Origin of the sequence: Deinococcus peraridilitoris DSM 19664 (assembly GCF_000317835.1) — a bacterium.
GTDB lineage: Bacteria > Deinococcota > Deinococci > Deinococcales > Deinococcaceae > Deinococcus_A > Deinococcus_A peraridilitoris.
The window spans coordinates 1,366,555-1,380,310 of sequence record NC_019793.1 but is presented as its reverse complement, the minus strand read 5'-3'; the positions used below and the strand labels follow the sequence as shown (position 1 = coordinate 1,380,310).

Genomic DNA, 13,756 nt, shown 5'->3' with positions numbered 1-13,756 from the left:
CAGATGGGCGAGAACTTTCCGGGAATCTGAACGGGTTGATTCAAGTCATCCTTTCAGGCCGCTGCTGGCGGCGCTTTCGATGAACCACTTCTGAGCAAAGGCGTAAACGATCAGGACCGGCGCCACGACAATGGTGGTGGCGGCGAGGATGACGGGGAGATTGAGCACTTCGAGGTTGTTGAAGCTGGCCAGTCCGACTTGCACTGTTCGGACTTCCTCTCGGGACGCGGCAATGAACGGCCACACTAGGGCGTTGTACGTGCCGAGGAAGGTCAGGACGCCCAGGGCGCTGAGCGAGGGCCCGTTGAGCGGCATCAGGATGCGAAAGAGGAACTGCGCGGGCTTTGCGCCGTCAATGCGGGCGGCGTCTTCGAGTTCGACAGGAGTGCGCATAAAGGCCTGGCGCATCAGGAACACCCCAAAGCCGCTGGCGAGAAAGGGAACGATGAGCGCCTGGTAGCTGTTCACCCAGCCGAACTCGCGCATGGTGATGAAGTTCGGGATGAGCAGCACGTCCCCGGGAATCATCAGGGTGCCCAGCGCGATCAGAAAGAGCCACTGGCGACCCGGAAAGTGGAGTCGGGAGAAGGCAAAGCCGGCCATGCTGGAGGTCAGCAGCACCACGAAGGTGACCGTACCCGAAACGAAAAGCGAATTCAGCAGGTACCGTGCGAAAGGCGCGGTGTTCCAGGCTTTCACGAAGTTCTGCCACATCCACTTCTCGGGAAGGAGTGTGCCGGTGAACACCTCACTCGGATCCTTGAGGGCGGCGAGCAGCATCCACACCAGCGGAATGAGGAACAGCCCGGCAACGACCACACCAAGGATTTCCTGCGCCCATTGCGACACGCGGCGCCGTTGACGGAAATTCCGTGTGCTGTGACTGGTATTGGCATCCAATGCACGGCTCATTGGTAGTGCACCCGCCTTTCTGCGATTCTGAGCTGAACGTACCCGACCACCAGCAGAATCACGAACAGCGTGACGGACAGCGCGCTCGCGAAGCCCATCTGAAAGTACTGGAAGGCATTTTGGTAGATGTAATACCCGAGCAGGTTGGTCGCGCCCACAGGCCCGCCCTGCGTCATCAGCAGCACGAGGCCGTACGACTGGAACGTTCCGGCAAGTGAGATGAAAAACACCAGCGCGGTGGTGGGTGCGAGCATGGGAACAATGATCTTCCAGGCGATTTCCCAACGGTTCGCGCCGTCCACGACCGCGGCTTCTTCGAGTTCACGGGGAATTCCCTGCAGGCCCGCGAGGTACAGCACGGCCGGCAAGCCGACACCCTTCCAGACCGCGATGAGGATCAGGCTGGCGAGTGCCGTGGACGGGTCGGCGAGCCAGCCCGGTGCGGGCAGACCGACCGAACGGATCGCGTCATTGACGGGGCCACCAGTCGGGTTGAGCAGATAATTCCAGATCAGCGCCGTGGCGGCGATAGAGACGACGACTGGCGTGAAGACGGCACCTCGCACCAGGCCCTGCACGCGTGTTTTGGCGTTCATCAGGAAAGCGAGGCTCATGCCAAGGACGACTTCGATCAACGTGACGCCAATTCCGAAGATGGCCGTGTTGCGAAAAATTGCCCAGAAGTCGGCACTGAGCAGCATTGCTTTGTAGTTGGCCAGACCGACGAAGTTCGGGGTAGGCCTGAGCAGGTCCGCGTCCGTGAAGCTCATGTAGATGACGCGTCCCAGAGGGTAGTACGTAAAGATGACAAAGACCAGCAGCGCTGGCAGAAGATACGGCGCGGCGCTGAAGAACTGCCAGATTGCCGCAGGAGAGCGGTGTAGCGCAGAACCGGGCGCACTCATCCGCTGGCCCTGTTGCCCGACGACCCTGCGGAAAAGGGCCGCCCCCTGTCCCTGAAGAGGTCGCGTAGTCCGACGTGAAAGGTTGTTCGTTGCATGACGCTCCTCTGAAGATTTCATCTCCGGAACCACTCGCGCAGCACCACGCTCCTCGGCTTCTTGCGCCGAAAAGGCACCGCGACCAGCATGACTCGCACCTGCTGCACTGCAATCGTTTGCTGTTGACAATTTCAGTGTGGCATAGGAGACCAGTGCCGTCAAGACTTGTCAGACACAGAAATCAGCCCTTCACGACACCGGACCGCTCTCGCGGTCGTGTCTCCGGGACGGCCAAGCATTCCGCACCCACATGAAGGGCCGGTCCGGGTGTTCGTACTCCACTGAGGCACACAGGAAGGTACGCCCGCAGTTCTATGCTCCGGAATTCATGACCGGGAAAGTGCATATCACTGTATCGGACGTGGTACAGGCCTGATTTCCGTGTTTTTGCTGGCTTTTTGTCTTTCGCCGGTGATCAATGACGTCCCGTAGCATCGGTCTTTCAGGGCTGACATGATGGAGTCGGCATGAAAGACGAGCTTGTTCGCGCCTCACCCGCTTCACGGCGCAAACGGCTGCTGTTTGTGGTAGGGATCGGCGTGATGGCACTGGCCTGCTGGAAACTTCCCGGGTTGCTGGCGCTTCCCACCGATTTATCGCAAGACGGGGCGTTGGCGCTCGCCCGTGACCTGTTTGGAAAGTTGTGTTTTTTCATGGCCTCGGTCGCGGGAATCGCGGCTGCATGGAGCGCTGTCACGGCATGGAGAATTCTTCGGACACCGCAGTGGCCGCTGCCGGGCGCGCTGGTGGGGCAAGATACGCTGATTCGGCGGGGTCGGCCGGTTTATTTCCGGGCGTACGGGCTGCTCGTCTGTGCTGCCGTGCTGGCAGCGTTGGCGGTGTGGGCCGCCCTGCTGCCCGGCCGTTTTGTCGCCGTGTTGTTTCCTTGAGACACCTGGAACGGAGCGGGCCAGAATTTCAAGTGGTCCTCAGCGCTTCAGGCGGGGGCAGGATTGCGTCGGCGTGCTGTCGGAAACTGCAGGTGAAAGGCCGTGACGCTCAGGGACAGCAGGGGTGAAGCGCCCGCCACATCCGGAAAGCGCTCGGGGTGAACGAGCACGTGGTCGAGGCGGGCACGGCGGACTTGGCCCTGGGCGCGCGGGGTGGTCAGCAGGACCTGGGAGGCCCACGGCTGAGCGAGCGTGTGAAGCGCACTTGGAATAAACGACGTCGTCACGGGCAACGTCACCGGCCAGGCCAGGGCATGCCAGGCGAACTGTGCGACGAGCTGCCCTTGTTGCTCGACACGCACGAAGTGTTCCTCCCAATGAAAGTCCGCCCGTTCCTTGGGAAGTCCCCACAAGCGCCGGCCCAGCTCGACGCTGGCGTCGCTGTCGACCAGGATGCGGGTAACCGAGGGCCGCAGCAAACCGGCTTCGCGGAAAAAGCCGCCGACATACAGCAGTTCCCGGTAGGCGCCGACGGGGGAGTCATGGTAGTCAAGCAGCATCACGGCGCTCAGGCCGCCCCGGAAGTGTGAGCGGCGTTCGGGCGCAACGAGGTCGGCGCGGGCACGGTAAAAGGCAAGCAGGCCACGGCCGTGAAACGACCAGCGCCGGTCAGTCGACATGCCTTATCGTGCCGCCTCGGGCCGGCAAGTCGATGACGTTTGGTCCATGCAAGTTTCACGGACCTCAAGTTGGGATGCCTCGTCTTGGGCTGCTCCTCACAACCCGTTGGGGCTTTGCTGACCTTGTGAGGTATGCAACGTCCTCTTGGGCGGGGCGTTGTTGTGATGGTGGCGACTGTTTTGATCCGGAGGCAACATGACACAGGAAAAACGACCGCAGGAAGGCCAGCAACCGCAAAGCCAGCAGCAGCAGGAAATGCAAAAGCAGCAGTCCAACGACGGGAAGACGCTGCCGCCGCAACATCAGGACCGCCAGCCCGGTCTCGAGACCGAGATGACCCCCCGCCCGATCTACATCAAGGACAGTTACAAGGCAGCCGGCAAGCTGGAGGGCAAGGTCGCACTGATCACCGGCGGGGACAGCGGCATCGGTCGCGCCGTGGCCGTGCATTTTGCGCGTGAGGGTGCGGATGTCTGCATCATGTACCTCAACGAAAATCAGGACGCCGAGGAAACCAAACGTCTGGTGGAAGCCGAGGGTCGGCGCTGTCTGGCAATTGCCGGGGACGTGGGAGATGAGCAGTTCTGCCAGTCGGCAGTAGAGCGTACGGTCTCCGAGCTGGGGCGCCTGGACTGCCTGGTGAACAACGCCGCCGAGCAGCATCCACAAGAATCCCTGACCGACATTTCGAGCGAGCAGCTCGAGAAGACGTTCCGCACCAACATCTTCGGGTACTTCTACATGGCCAAGGCTGCGCTGCCGCACCTGCAGGCGGGCTCGACCATCATCAACACCTCGTCGGTCACGGATTACAAGGGCAGCCCACAGCTGCTGGATTATTCCAGCACCAAGGGCGCCATCGTCGCCTTTACCCGCTCGCTTTCGATGAACCTGGTGGAAAAAGGCATTCGCGTGAACGGGGTAGCGCCCGGTCCCATCTGGACGCCGCTGATTCCCGCCACTTTCTCCGAGGACAAAGTGGCCGAATTCGGCGCGAGCGTTCCCATGAAGCGCCCCGGTCAGCCCGCCGAAGTCGCGCCCTGTTTCGTGTTCCTGGCCTCGGACGACAGCAGTTACATCAGCGGCCAGATGCTGCACCCCAACGGCGGCGAGGTCGTGAACAGCTGAGCTGACCCACGGGACTGGGGCCGTACAGGAGGAGGTGGCACGTATCGCGGGCCGCTTCCTCTTTCCGCTGGTTTCGAAGGTCGGCGTGCATTGGGAGGTGGGTATGACACAGCAAAAAGCACAACGGGCCGGACAGCAATTCACGGACAGCCCGCAGAACATGAGTGGTGTCGAGCGCAGCGTGTTTGGAGCCCTCGGCCTGGGACTGCTGGTGCTGGGCGTGCGTCAGCGCAGCGCGTTGGGGGCCGGTCTGGGGCTGCTGGGTGCGGTCGTGACGGCGGGGGCAGCCTTGGGGAGAAGTCCTTACAACGCCGCCATCCGCTTGCGCCGCACGAACGAAGCGGGCGGTATTCACGTGCAGCAGGCCATCACCATCGGTCGGCCGGTGGATGAACTCTACGCTTTCTGGCGCTCGCTGGAGAATCTGCCGCGCTTTATGAGCCACCTGGAAAGCGTGCATCAGCGCGAGGACGGCAGCTCGCACTGGGTGGCCAAAGCGCCCGCGGGATCGTCGGTTTCGTGGGATGCGCAGATCACCGAGGAAGTTCCCGGGCGCCTGATCGCCTGGAAGGCCACCGAGGACGCTCAGGTTCCCAACGAAGGCCGGGTCGAATTTCGTGCCGCGCCCGGGGGACGCGGCACCGAGGTGCGCGTGGAACTGCAGTACTTTCCGCCCGGGGGCACGTTGGGTGCAGGCATCGCGCGGCTGTTCGGCCAGGAAAGCGGACAGCAGATTCACGATGACCTGATGAGGCTCAAGCGCCTGATGGAAGTGGGTTTCGAACCGACCACCGAAGGGCAATCTTCGGGCCGGGCAAAAACGCAGGGGCACGTTCCCAGCGATGCGGCCTTGTCGGTGACGCGCCTGCCCTCCAACGCCGAGGACCAGAACAACGTCCGCTTGCTGGGCGCTTCAATCGGGCCAGAAAAGGACCAGGGCGCAGGGGACAGTGAGGCGGGCGGTACGGCCTGAGCACGGGAGGATGCCGCGTGATTTGCGGCTCATATGATGCTGGTAGGCTGAACGCGTCGCCATGAAACGATTTCTGCTGAAGCTCACGTTGTGCGTCTCGCCGTTTGCCTTGTCGCTGGGTGGTGTTTCGCATGCGCAAGATCCGGCGCCGCGCGAGCTGCTCGACGTGCCTCCCTGTTCGTACGCCGCTGACGCGGTGCGCCGTCTGACCCGTCTGGGCATTCTGCAGGGCTTTCCGAGCAGCCCGAGCGAGCTGGCGCAGAACGCCGTGCGGCAGGTGTTCGAGGGCCTGCGGTGCGGTGACGTGGCCTGGACCGCGCGTTTTATCGCGGGCCTGCCCCAGGGATACGCGGCCGGCATCGGGCAACTGGGCGCTCCGCTGCGTCCGAACTTCGAGTTCACGGTGCTGGGGACCCAGGTCTCGCAGGCGAACGCGACGGTGCGTTACCGGTTGCGTTACCGTGAGACGCCCACGACACTGACCGAGCGCACGGGCGTGGCGGAACTGATTCCCGACGACCAGACCGGCTGGCGGGTGCAGTTTACGAGCTTGCAGACTGCCGGACTGCCGTTCTTTCCGCCCGCGCGGTGACCTGAGCAGGATGTAGTGAATCGCTCTGCGCTTGGTCAAGGCGGAGAACACCGCTGCGTCACCTGATTCACCTTGCACGCCTGCCCGATACGCCACCCTGGGAAGGTGAACCACGCATACGCGGACGGCAGTCAGCAGGGCGAGATGGGTGGTTGGGGGGTGGTGCTGCTTGTGCCCGGGCAGGCCGACGCGCACCACAGTGGTCAGGTCGCCGTGAACGACAACGGCGCGTGCGAACTGTTTGCGGTGCTCGAAGCGGTGCGTCTGGCGCCCGCCGGTGAGCCGCTCACCGTTCATACCGACGCGACCTGCGTCAGGCAGGCGATCCGGCGCGGCACGCTGCATCCCCAGCAGGATGAACTCGGTGCGCAGGTCCGCCGGCTGGCGCACGAGCGTGGGGTGACGCTTCGCGTGACGCTCGATTCACGCGAAGCGCGCCGCATGCAGGAAGCCCATGATCTGGCGACCAGAGCGCGTCTCGGTGTACTTCCCGAGCCTCCCGGACGCCCTCAGGTGCGGGTGCGGGTACACAGGCTGGCTTGGGGCGCCGAGGTGACGCTGGCTTTCCGGCGCGGCGGGGCCACACAGCGTCTGCTGCTGTCACTGCCCACGCGCGAGGGCGTACCGCCCGCACTGCTCGCCCTGGCAGCGCTGGTAGAGCAGGCGCGTGACGGAGAGCACCTGAACGTCCGGATCGATTCGGCACTCGCGCCTGGCGTCTGGACTGACCCGACGCTGCTGGTGCATCCCGCGGCGCGCGGTGTGGTGACCGAAGCGCGCGAGGAAGCCCAGCGGCGTGAAGTCACCCTCGACTTCGTGTAAACGTGTAAAGAAGTCTCCTCGCTGCGTATGGAAGGTGTCAAGATGTCCAGGGTGGTTCGCCCGGTGCGTAGGCCGCGCGAATCTGATCAGCGTTGCTGGGAGCCAGCTGCCCGCCAGGCAGCAACAAGGTATCTTCGAACCCGATGCGGGCCTGAAAATTCCAGGCGAGCGCGGTGTGCAGCAGCGGCCAGGCGGTGGCGTTGACGCCATGCAGCAAACGCGGCACCTGCGGCCAGGCTTCACCCAGTACGTCTTGCATTTCACGGGTGACCCGGAGTGCTTCGGGCAGGTCCGTCTGCTCCTCGAGTTCCAGCATCACCCGCAGGCAGCCCTGAAAAAGCCCGCTCTGTAGGAGTGCCCGGGCGTCCGGTGCCGAGGACAGGCCCGCCTCGACGCCCACGCCCATCGTGAGCAGCGTGCGTGAGAGCTCTACGGCGCCCGGCTCCCAGAAGTTGACAGACGCGAAGTCCGGTCTGACGGTCCAGCCGCGCACGAGCGTCAGGCGCCGTACCGGGTCGCGTTCGATGCCGAGCGTGGTGCTGACGCCCAGCGGTGTTCCGGGACAGGCGGCCCGCAGGGCGTCCAGGGCCGCGCCGATGTCGACAGCGTCCAGGGAAGGCCTGCCAAGCGCATTGCGAGGATGCACATGCAGGGCGTGTGCGCAGGCCTGGACTGCCTCCAGGCCTGCGCGGGCGAGTTCCCGGGGCGAGCACGGAAGATGTGGATGCTCCTGCCGGGTGCGGTTTCCGTTGAGGCACGCTATGAGGTACATCACCCGGTGCGGTCAGCCGCGTCGGTCGCGGCCTGCGCGTCCGGCGCGCTGCTCACGCTGATTCTGGTCCTCCAGGGCCTTGAATGCCAGTACAGCGGCCAGCACGGCCAGCTCTACCGGACCTTCGAAGCGGGCACGGACGTCTTTGCCGTCGAGGCGTCCGCCGATTCGCCCGGAGAGCTGCCCTGCCCCGAGGGTGAGGTCCACGTCCTTGCCGCTCAGGCGACCGCTGAAGCGGCCACGGGCACGCTGAGCGCCGATCTCTACACGTACGCTGTCACCGTTGACCGTGCCGCCCAGACGGGCATCGACGCCCTGCGCGTTCACCTCACCCGAAACGCTGAAGCCGACCACCACGCCGCCCACGCGACCGTTCGTCTGCGAGGTGCGGCGCTGCAGCTTCACGCTCTTGCCGCGCAGCAAGCCGCCGATCCGGCCGCTCAGTCCTGCTTCGTTTCCCTGCAGGCGAAAGTCGTATCCGTTTGTCACGCCTCCCAGGCGTCCTTCGATGCGTACGGTCATGTCCTGACCTCCCCACCGAGTATGGGGCAGCCCCGTGCCCGTTGTCGCAAAATTGCATGAAACCGCTTGCACCTCTCGCCGTCACGGGCGCACCGTTCGGTTGTGTCCAGGCATGACCAGCGCAGGCAACGCACGGGCTGCCTGAATCCGGGTCGCATTGAACGACTACAAAATCCTGAGTGAAATCAACAGCCCAGCTTGATCGGCCGTAAAAGAATCCTGCCGAGCTCAGCCTCCCACTGCTTCGGGGAGGTCCACAAAACGCAGGTCGAGGTCGGGAAGTCGTGCGGCGAACGCGTCGAGCAGGTCCAGCGCGCCCTGCAGGTCCTGCACGTCGAGCACCTCGACCGGGCTGTGCGTGTACCGGTTGGCCACCGAAACGGCGCCTGTCGGGATGCCTTGACCGCCGAACTGCAGCGCCCCGGCGTCGGTGCCGATGCCGCGCATCAGTTCGTGCTGCACGTTCAATCCTGCCTGGTCGGCTGCCTGCTGAAGACCGCGGCGCACCGCCGGATGCGCGAGCGTGGAGAAATCCATGACTTTCAGGGCGGCGCCCGCACCGAGCGTCAAATGGCCGCCGCCCGTGTCGGGTGTGTCGTCGGCGGCGGTCATGTCGAGCGCCAGGGCCACGTCGGCCTCGATGCGGCGAGCGACGCCCTGGGCGCCGCGTAAACCGACTTCTTCTTGCACGGTAAAGGCGGCGATGATGGTGACGGGCGGCGCGTTGTCCCGGTAGCGCTCCAGCAGCGAGAGCAGCACCGCGCAGCCGGCCCGGTCGTCCAGGGCGTGCCCGGTGAAGCGGCCACTTCCCGCGCCCAGTTCGGTCAGCTCACCCACGAACCCCACCGGGTCACCCGGACGCACGCCCATGGCACTCGCCGCCTCGGCATCCCGCGCGCCGATGTCCACGTACAGTTCGGGGTACGGCACGACCTTGGCCCGGTCCGGGTCCGTGAGCAGGTGCGCGCTCTTGGTGCCGATCACGCCCAGCAGGCGCGCGCTGTCCGTGCGGATCCACACGCGCTGGGCGGGCAGGATGCGGTCGTCGGTGCCCCCGACTTTCTCGAGACGCAAGAATCCCTCACGGGTGACCTGACGCACCCGGAAACCCACCTCGTCCATGTGCGTTGCGATGATCAGACGACGCGCGCCGTCCTGCGCGGCGCGGCGGGTCACGATGACGTTCCCGGGGGCGTCGACTTCGACCGTGTCGGCCAGGGGCCGCGCGAGCTGCGCGACGGCGCGGACCACGTCTTCTTCACTGCCGCTGGGACCCGTGAGGTTCACCAGGTGACGCAGGTACGCGAGCAGCGGGGGCTCGTCTTGTGGACGAAGCGGAGCGGGTTCTGAAGCGGGCATGCCGTTACTATAAAAGGCTGTCCCGTTATAGAGCGCGGCTGGTCACGGCAGGCCGTTCGGGCGTGGGGCAGAAGATGGCGCGGGACGGCCGCCCGAGGGCCGAACGGGCGGCACGAAAGGCGTGCGTGAACAACATCAGAAGTCCCTTCCGGTGCTTTCGTGCATCAAAGTGCAGGGAGCGTGCGCGTAAAGTGGGTTTGTTCCCGCCACGCCGACACGTTCGAGGTCAGAAATCCGGCGGAAAGACACGAGGTCGACCTGTCATGAGTGAACTGCAACCAAACACCGGCGCGACAGCGATACAGCAACCCTGGGGTACGGCGCAGGGTGGACAAGCCCTTTTCCTGTGTACGCTGCAGCTTCTTGGAGGCATGCGTGCGGAGCTTACCAATTACGGTGCGCTTCTCGTGAGGCTGCTGGCCCCGGACCGGAAAGGCACCCTGGAGGACGTGGTGCTGGGTCACGACCGGCCCGAGCCGTATTTTGACCATGCACAGTCTCCTTTTTTCGGCGCCACCGTGGGCCGCTGCGCCAACCGCATCGCGGGAGGTCAGTTCAGCTTGCTGGGCCACAACTACTCTCTCGCCCGGAACAACGGTCCCAACGCCCTGCACGGTGGTGAACAGGGTTTTGACCAGCAGGTTTGGGACGTGCGGACCTACCTCGGACCGGACGGCCCCTGCGCCGAGTTCTCGCGTCTCAGCCCGGACGGCGAGGAAGGTTATCCGGGTAACCTGGCGGTCCAGGTGACTTATACGCTGACCCAGGACCAGGCGCTGCGCATCGATTACGAGGCCACCACCGACGCGCCCACACCGGTCAACCTCACCCATCACTCGTACTGGAACCTGAGCGGTGACGTTCGCGAGGATATCCTCGGACACCAGTTGACCGTATTCGCTGACGGCATCACCCCGGTGGACGCTTCTCTTATTCCGACGGGCAGCATTCAGCCGGTCGAGGGAACGCCGTTTGACTTCCGCGAGCCCCACCCGATCGGGGAAGCCATCGACCGGGAGAACGAGCAGCTGCGCTTCGCCGGAGGCTACGACCACAATTTTGTCCTGCGGGGAGGGCCAGAGTTGAAACCTGCCGCCACCTTGTATCACGCTACGACCGGGCGGGAATTGCAGGTGCTGACGACCGAGCCGGGTCTGCAGGTGTACTCTGGCAACTTTCTTGATGGGCAGATCAGCGGCAAAGGTGGACGGCGTTACGGCTACCGTTCGGCCATCTGTCTGGAACCCCAGCACTTTCCGGACTCCCCCAATCAGCCGCACTTTCCCAGTGTCATTCTGGAGCCAGGGCAGCGTTTCACGTCTCGCACGGTGTACGCCTTCAAGACCCGCGGAGCAGGCTGAGGCACAACAAGGGTGTAAGGATGTCAGCGTGATGCAGTGCATCCAAGGAAGAAGTGGGCCGCGGCCCACTTCTTCTCTTTTGTTCTCTTTTGTTCTCTTTTGACTTAGACGCCGACGGGTTTGCGCCGGTGAAACTGTTCGGGTATCCACTCGCCGTGGGCTTCCAGCAGGTCGTCCACCAAAGCCCAGATCTGGTCGAGGGTGAGTTCGGAGCTGGTGTGCGGATCAAGCATGGCAGCGTGATACACGTGTTCGCGCTTGCCGGTCACCAGGGCCTCGACAGTCAGCGCCTGCACGTTGATGTTGGTCTGCATCAGGGCCGCCAGTTGGGGTGGCAGGCCGCCGACGCGGGTGGGCTGCAAACCGTTGCGGTCGACCAGGCAGGGCACCTCCACGCAGCAGCCTTCCGGCAGGTTGTCGATCAGGGCGTCGTTGCGGACGTTGCCGTACACCACGCGTGGAAGGCCGGTTTCCATCGAGTGGATGATCAGGGAGCCGTATTCGACGCTGCGCTTGACCTCCACCTTCTCCGTGTCGTCTTCCAGACGGGCGCGCAGGGTTTCCCAGCTGGCAATCTGCGATTCACAGCGGCGTGGGTACTCGTCGAGGGGAATGCCGAACTGCTCGATCAGCTCCGGGCGGCGCTCCTTGATGAAGTACGGCACGTACTCGCTGAAGTGCTCGCTGGACTCGGTCACGAAGTACCCCAGGCGTCGCAGCATTTCGTAACGCACGCGGTTCCATTTGGGCGCGCGGCCTTCCTCAGCGATCTGCAGCAGCTTCGGATACAGATCCTCACCCTGATGCTCGAACTTCAGGTAAAACGCCATGTGGTTGATCCCGGCGCAGAGGTAGTCGATTTCCGCGACCGGAATGCCCAGGTCGCTGGCGAGTTCCCCGGCGGTGTGCTGCACGCTGTGGCACAGGCCGACGGTCTTGATGGGCGACTGGCGGTAGAGCGCCCAGATGTTCATCGCCATCGGATTGACGTAATTCAGGTGCAGGGTGTCCGGACACAGCCGCTCCATGTCGCGGCTCATGTCGAGCAGCACGGGCACGGTGCGCAGCGCCCGCATGATGCCGCCGATGCCGAGGGTGTCGGCAATGGTCTGACGCAGACCGTACTTTTTTGGCACCTCGAAGTCGGTGACCGTGGCGGGTTTGTAGCCGCCGACCTGAATCATGTTGATGACGTAGTCGGCACCGTCCAATGCGCGCTCCCGGTCGGTGGTGACGCTGATGCCGGGCGTGGCGCCAAGTTCACGCGCCACGCGCCGCGCGACCGTGTCGGTGGTCGCCAGACGCACCGGGTCGATGTCCAGCAGGCGGATGTCGGCACCGCGCAGCTCGGGGTAAGAGAGGATGTCACCGAGCAGGTTTTGGGCGAAGACCGTGCTGCCCGCACCGATGAAGGCAATTTTGGGTTGACGCATGGGCAAGACCTTTCTGAGGGCGGAGGAGAGGAGTGGACCTGGGCACCGCGTTCTTCACGCTGACACATCGCTGGAGTTTCAAGGTGACGCCCGTGACGAGAGTGCGCCAGGAGCCTGAAAGCGTGCCGTTTTGGATGGTCTCGAAGTTGAACACCGCTGCGCAAGAGGAGCCGCTCACGTTCCACGACGGGCCGTGCAGCGCGGGATACCGGCTGAAGAGCCCGAGGCGGGTGGTGCTCATGGCGGGCGGTGTACGCATTGGCGTTCCCATTGGCGTTTAGGCGGACTGCCGACCTGCCAGCGTGACCGGCAGGCAGTGGGTGACGGGCTGCCGCTCGGGCTGGTCGATCAGTTCGGTCAACGTGCGGACCGCGTGTGCGGCCATCTCGGCGTAAGGCACGTGAATGGTCGTGAGGGTCGGGGCCGTGTACCGGGCGAACTCGAAGTCGTCAAAGCCGGTGATGGCGACTTCTTTGGGCACCCGTACGCCCAGGGTGCGCGCGGCGGCCAGGCAGCCGGCGGCCATGCGGTCGTTGCCGGCCAGGATCGCGTCCGGACGTGGTTTGTGTGCCCACAGCTGCTGAAAGGCCCGCTCGCCCGCCGCGAAGGACCACTCGCCCGGGTGAACGCGGCCCGGCAGTTTGTGGCGCGCGAGCGCTTCGTGAAAGCCCCGGTGGCGCTCGGCGGCCGTGGTGCCCTGGTCAGGCGCGATGATCAGGGCCAGTCGGCGTCTGCCTTGCGCGACCAGGTGATCGACCAGCTGGTGCACGCCGCCCGCGTAGTCGGCTGTTACCGTGGAAAAAGCGGTTTCCGGCCCGCTGTAATCGAGCAGCACGGTCGGCATGCGCCAGTGTCGGGTGCCGGCGGCGAATTCAGGATCGATGGATGGTCCGACGATGATGGCGCCATCACTGCGTTTTTGCTGAAACAGCCGGCGCAGCTGCTGGTGGGTGGTGGGCTGCTCGCGGAACACGAAGCTGATGAGGGTGCTGTACCCGCGCTTGTCGGCTTCGTGGGCGACCGCCGCCTGAATCAGGCTGCGGTACGGATCACCCAATTCTTCGGTCGGATGCTCGAAAAAGGCGCAGGTGAGGGTCATGGACCGCGCGGCACGCAGCGCCTTGGCGGCAAAGTTGGGCTGGTAGTCGAGTTCCCGGATCGCCTGCAAGACCCGTTCCCGGGTTGCCGGGCGCACGAGCGGGTGGTCGTTGAGGACATTCGAGACGGTCTGGTAGGACACGCCCGCCCGGGCAGCGACTTCTTTCATGGTGGCCTGCGCGATGTCGTCTCCTTTCAGCTCTGGTGCCTTT

General features: G+C 64.4%; 15 protein-coding genes. 7 read left to right on the top strand and 8 right to left on the bottom strand.

Translation table 11 applies throughout. The features are described from left to right. Positions 1-45: 45 nt before the first annotated feature. Positions 46-912 carry a carbohydrate ABC transporter permease gene (locus tag DEIPE_RS06630; RefSeq protein WP_015235213.1) on the bottom strand — a complete coding sequence of 289 codons (867 nt, stop codon included), beginning with the start codon at positions 910-912 and terminating at the stop codon, positions 46-48. After that, on the bottom strand, positions 909-1,817 hold the full coding sequence (locus DEIPE_RS06625) for a carbohydrate ABC transporter permease (RefSeq protein ID WP_015235212.1): 909 nt from the start codon (positions 1,815-1,817) through the stop codon (positions 909-911). Before DEIPE_RS06625 ends, DEIPE_RS06630 begins: the two co-directional genes overlap by 4 nt. Before the next feature lie 563 nt (positions 1,818-2,380). Between DEIPE_RS06625 and DEIPE_RS06620 the strand changes: the two genes are divergently transcribed. Next, entirely contained in the window at positions 2,381-2,803 is a 423-nt protein-coding gene (locus DEIPE_RS06620; RefSeq protein WP_015235211.1) for a hypothetical protein, read from the top strand. Between the two features lie 47 nt (positions 2,804-2,850). On the opposite strand, the gene DEIPE_RS22060 is transcribed toward DEIPE_RS06620, so the two are convergent. Then, positions 2,851-3,483 carry an acetoacetate decarboxylase family protein gene (locus tag DEIPE_RS22060; protein WP_015235210.1) on the bottom strand — a complete coding sequence of 211 codons (633 nt, stop codon included), beginning with the start codon at positions 3,481-3,483 and terminating at the stop codon, positions 2,851-2,853. 196 nt (positions 3,484-3,679) lie between these two features. On the opposite strand from DEIPE_RS22060, the gene DEIPE_RS06610 reads away from it, so the two are divergent. The 4 genes from DEIPE_RS06610 to DEIPE_RS06595 all read left to right on the top strand — a co-directional run bounded on the left by DEIPE_RS06610 (position 3,680) and on the right by DEIPE_RS06595 (position 6,999). Beyond that, entirely contained in the window at positions 3,680-4,612 is a 933-nt protein-coding gene (locus tag DEIPE_RS06610) for an SDR family oxidoreductase (protein ID WP_015235209.1), read from the top strand. A gap of 103 nt (positions 4,613-4,715) precedes the next feature. Beyond that, a complete protein-coding gene (locus DEIPE_RS06605) occupies positions 4,716-5,585 on the top strand; it encodes an SRPBCC family protein (protein WP_015235208.1) in 870 nt (289 codons plus the stop codon). 61 nt (positions 5,586-5,646) lie between these two features. Continuing rightward, positions 5,647-6,177 carry a hypothetical protein gene (locus tag DEIPE_RS06600; RefSeq protein WP_015235207.1) on the top strand — a complete coding sequence of 177 codons (531 nt, stop codon included), beginning with the start codon at positions 5,647-5,649 and terminating at the stop codon, positions 6,175-6,177. 105 nt (positions 6,178-6,282) lie between these two features. Further along, positions 6,283-6,999, top strand: coding sequence for an RNase H family protein (locus tag DEIPE_RS06595; protein WP_015235206.1), 717 nt, complete (start codon positions 6,283-6,285; stop codon positions 6,997-6,999). A gap of 37 nt (positions 7,000-7,036) precedes the next feature. Here DEIPE_RS06595 and DEIPE_RS06590 read toward each other — a convergent pair whose 3' ends face one another. The 3 genes from DEIPE_RS06590 to DEIPE_RS06580 all read right to left on the bottom strand — a co-directional run bounded on the left by DEIPE_RS06590 (position 7,037) and on the right by DEIPE_RS06580 (position 9,652). Further along, positions 7,037-7,771 (bottom strand): 3-keto-5-aminohexanoate cleavage protein, encoded by a 735-nt coding sequence (locus DEIPE_RS06590; protein WP_015235205.1) that lies wholly within the window; start codon positions 7,769-7,771, stop codon positions 7,037-7,039. A 12-nt stretch (positions 7,772-7,783) separates the two neighbouring features. Continuing rightward, entirely contained in the window at positions 7,784-8,293 is a 510-nt protein-coding gene (locus tag DEIPE_RS06585; protein WP_015235204.1) for a hypothetical protein, read from the bottom strand. A 228-nt stretch (positions 8,294-8,521) separates the two neighbouring features. Then, positions 8,522-9,652 (bottom strand): M42 family metallopeptidase, encoded by a 1,131-nt coding sequence (locus DEIPE_RS06580; protein ID WP_015235203.1) that lies wholly within the window; start codon positions 9,650-9,652, stop codon positions 8,522-8,524. A 371-nt stretch (positions 9,653-10,023) separates the two neighbouring features. Between DEIPE_RS06580 and DEIPE_RS06575 the strand changes: the two genes are divergently transcribed. Further along, positions 10,024-11,013 (top strand): aldose epimerase family protein, encoded by a 990-nt coding sequence (locus tag DEIPE_RS06575; protein WP_245557598.1) that lies wholly within the window; start codon positions 10,024-10,026, stop codon positions 11,011-11,013. Between the two features lie 104 nt (positions 11,014-11,117). Here the strand turns inward: DEIPE_RS06575 and melA are convergent, their stop codons facing one another. Then, entirely contained in the window at positions 11,118-12,446 is a 1,329-nt protein-coding gene (gene melA, locus DEIPE_RS06570) for an alpha-glucosidase/alpha-galactosidase (RefSeq protein WP_015235201.1), read from the bottom strand. Between the two features lie 32 nt (positions 12,447-12,478). Here melA and DEIPE_RS06565 point away from each other — a divergent pair, with 32 nt between their 5' ends. Next, positions 12,479-12,727, top strand: a complete 249-nt coding sequence (locus DEIPE_RS06565) for a hypothetical protein (RefSeq protein ID WP_015235200.1) — start codon at positions 12,479-12,481, stop codon at positions 12,725-12,727. On the opposite strand, the gene DEIPE_RS06560 is transcribed toward DEIPE_RS06565, so the two are convergent. Continuing rightward, the gene (locus DEIPE_RS06560; RefSeq protein WP_015235199.1) at positions 12,724-13,713 is read right to left on the bottom strand and encodes a LacI family DNA-binding transcriptional regulator; all 990 of its coding nucleotides are present in this window, start codon (positions 13,711-13,713) and stop codon (positions 12,724-12,726) included. The genes DEIPE_RS06565 and DEIPE_RS06560 overlap by 4 nt on opposite strands. Positions 13,714-13,756 lie beyond the last annotated feature (43 nt).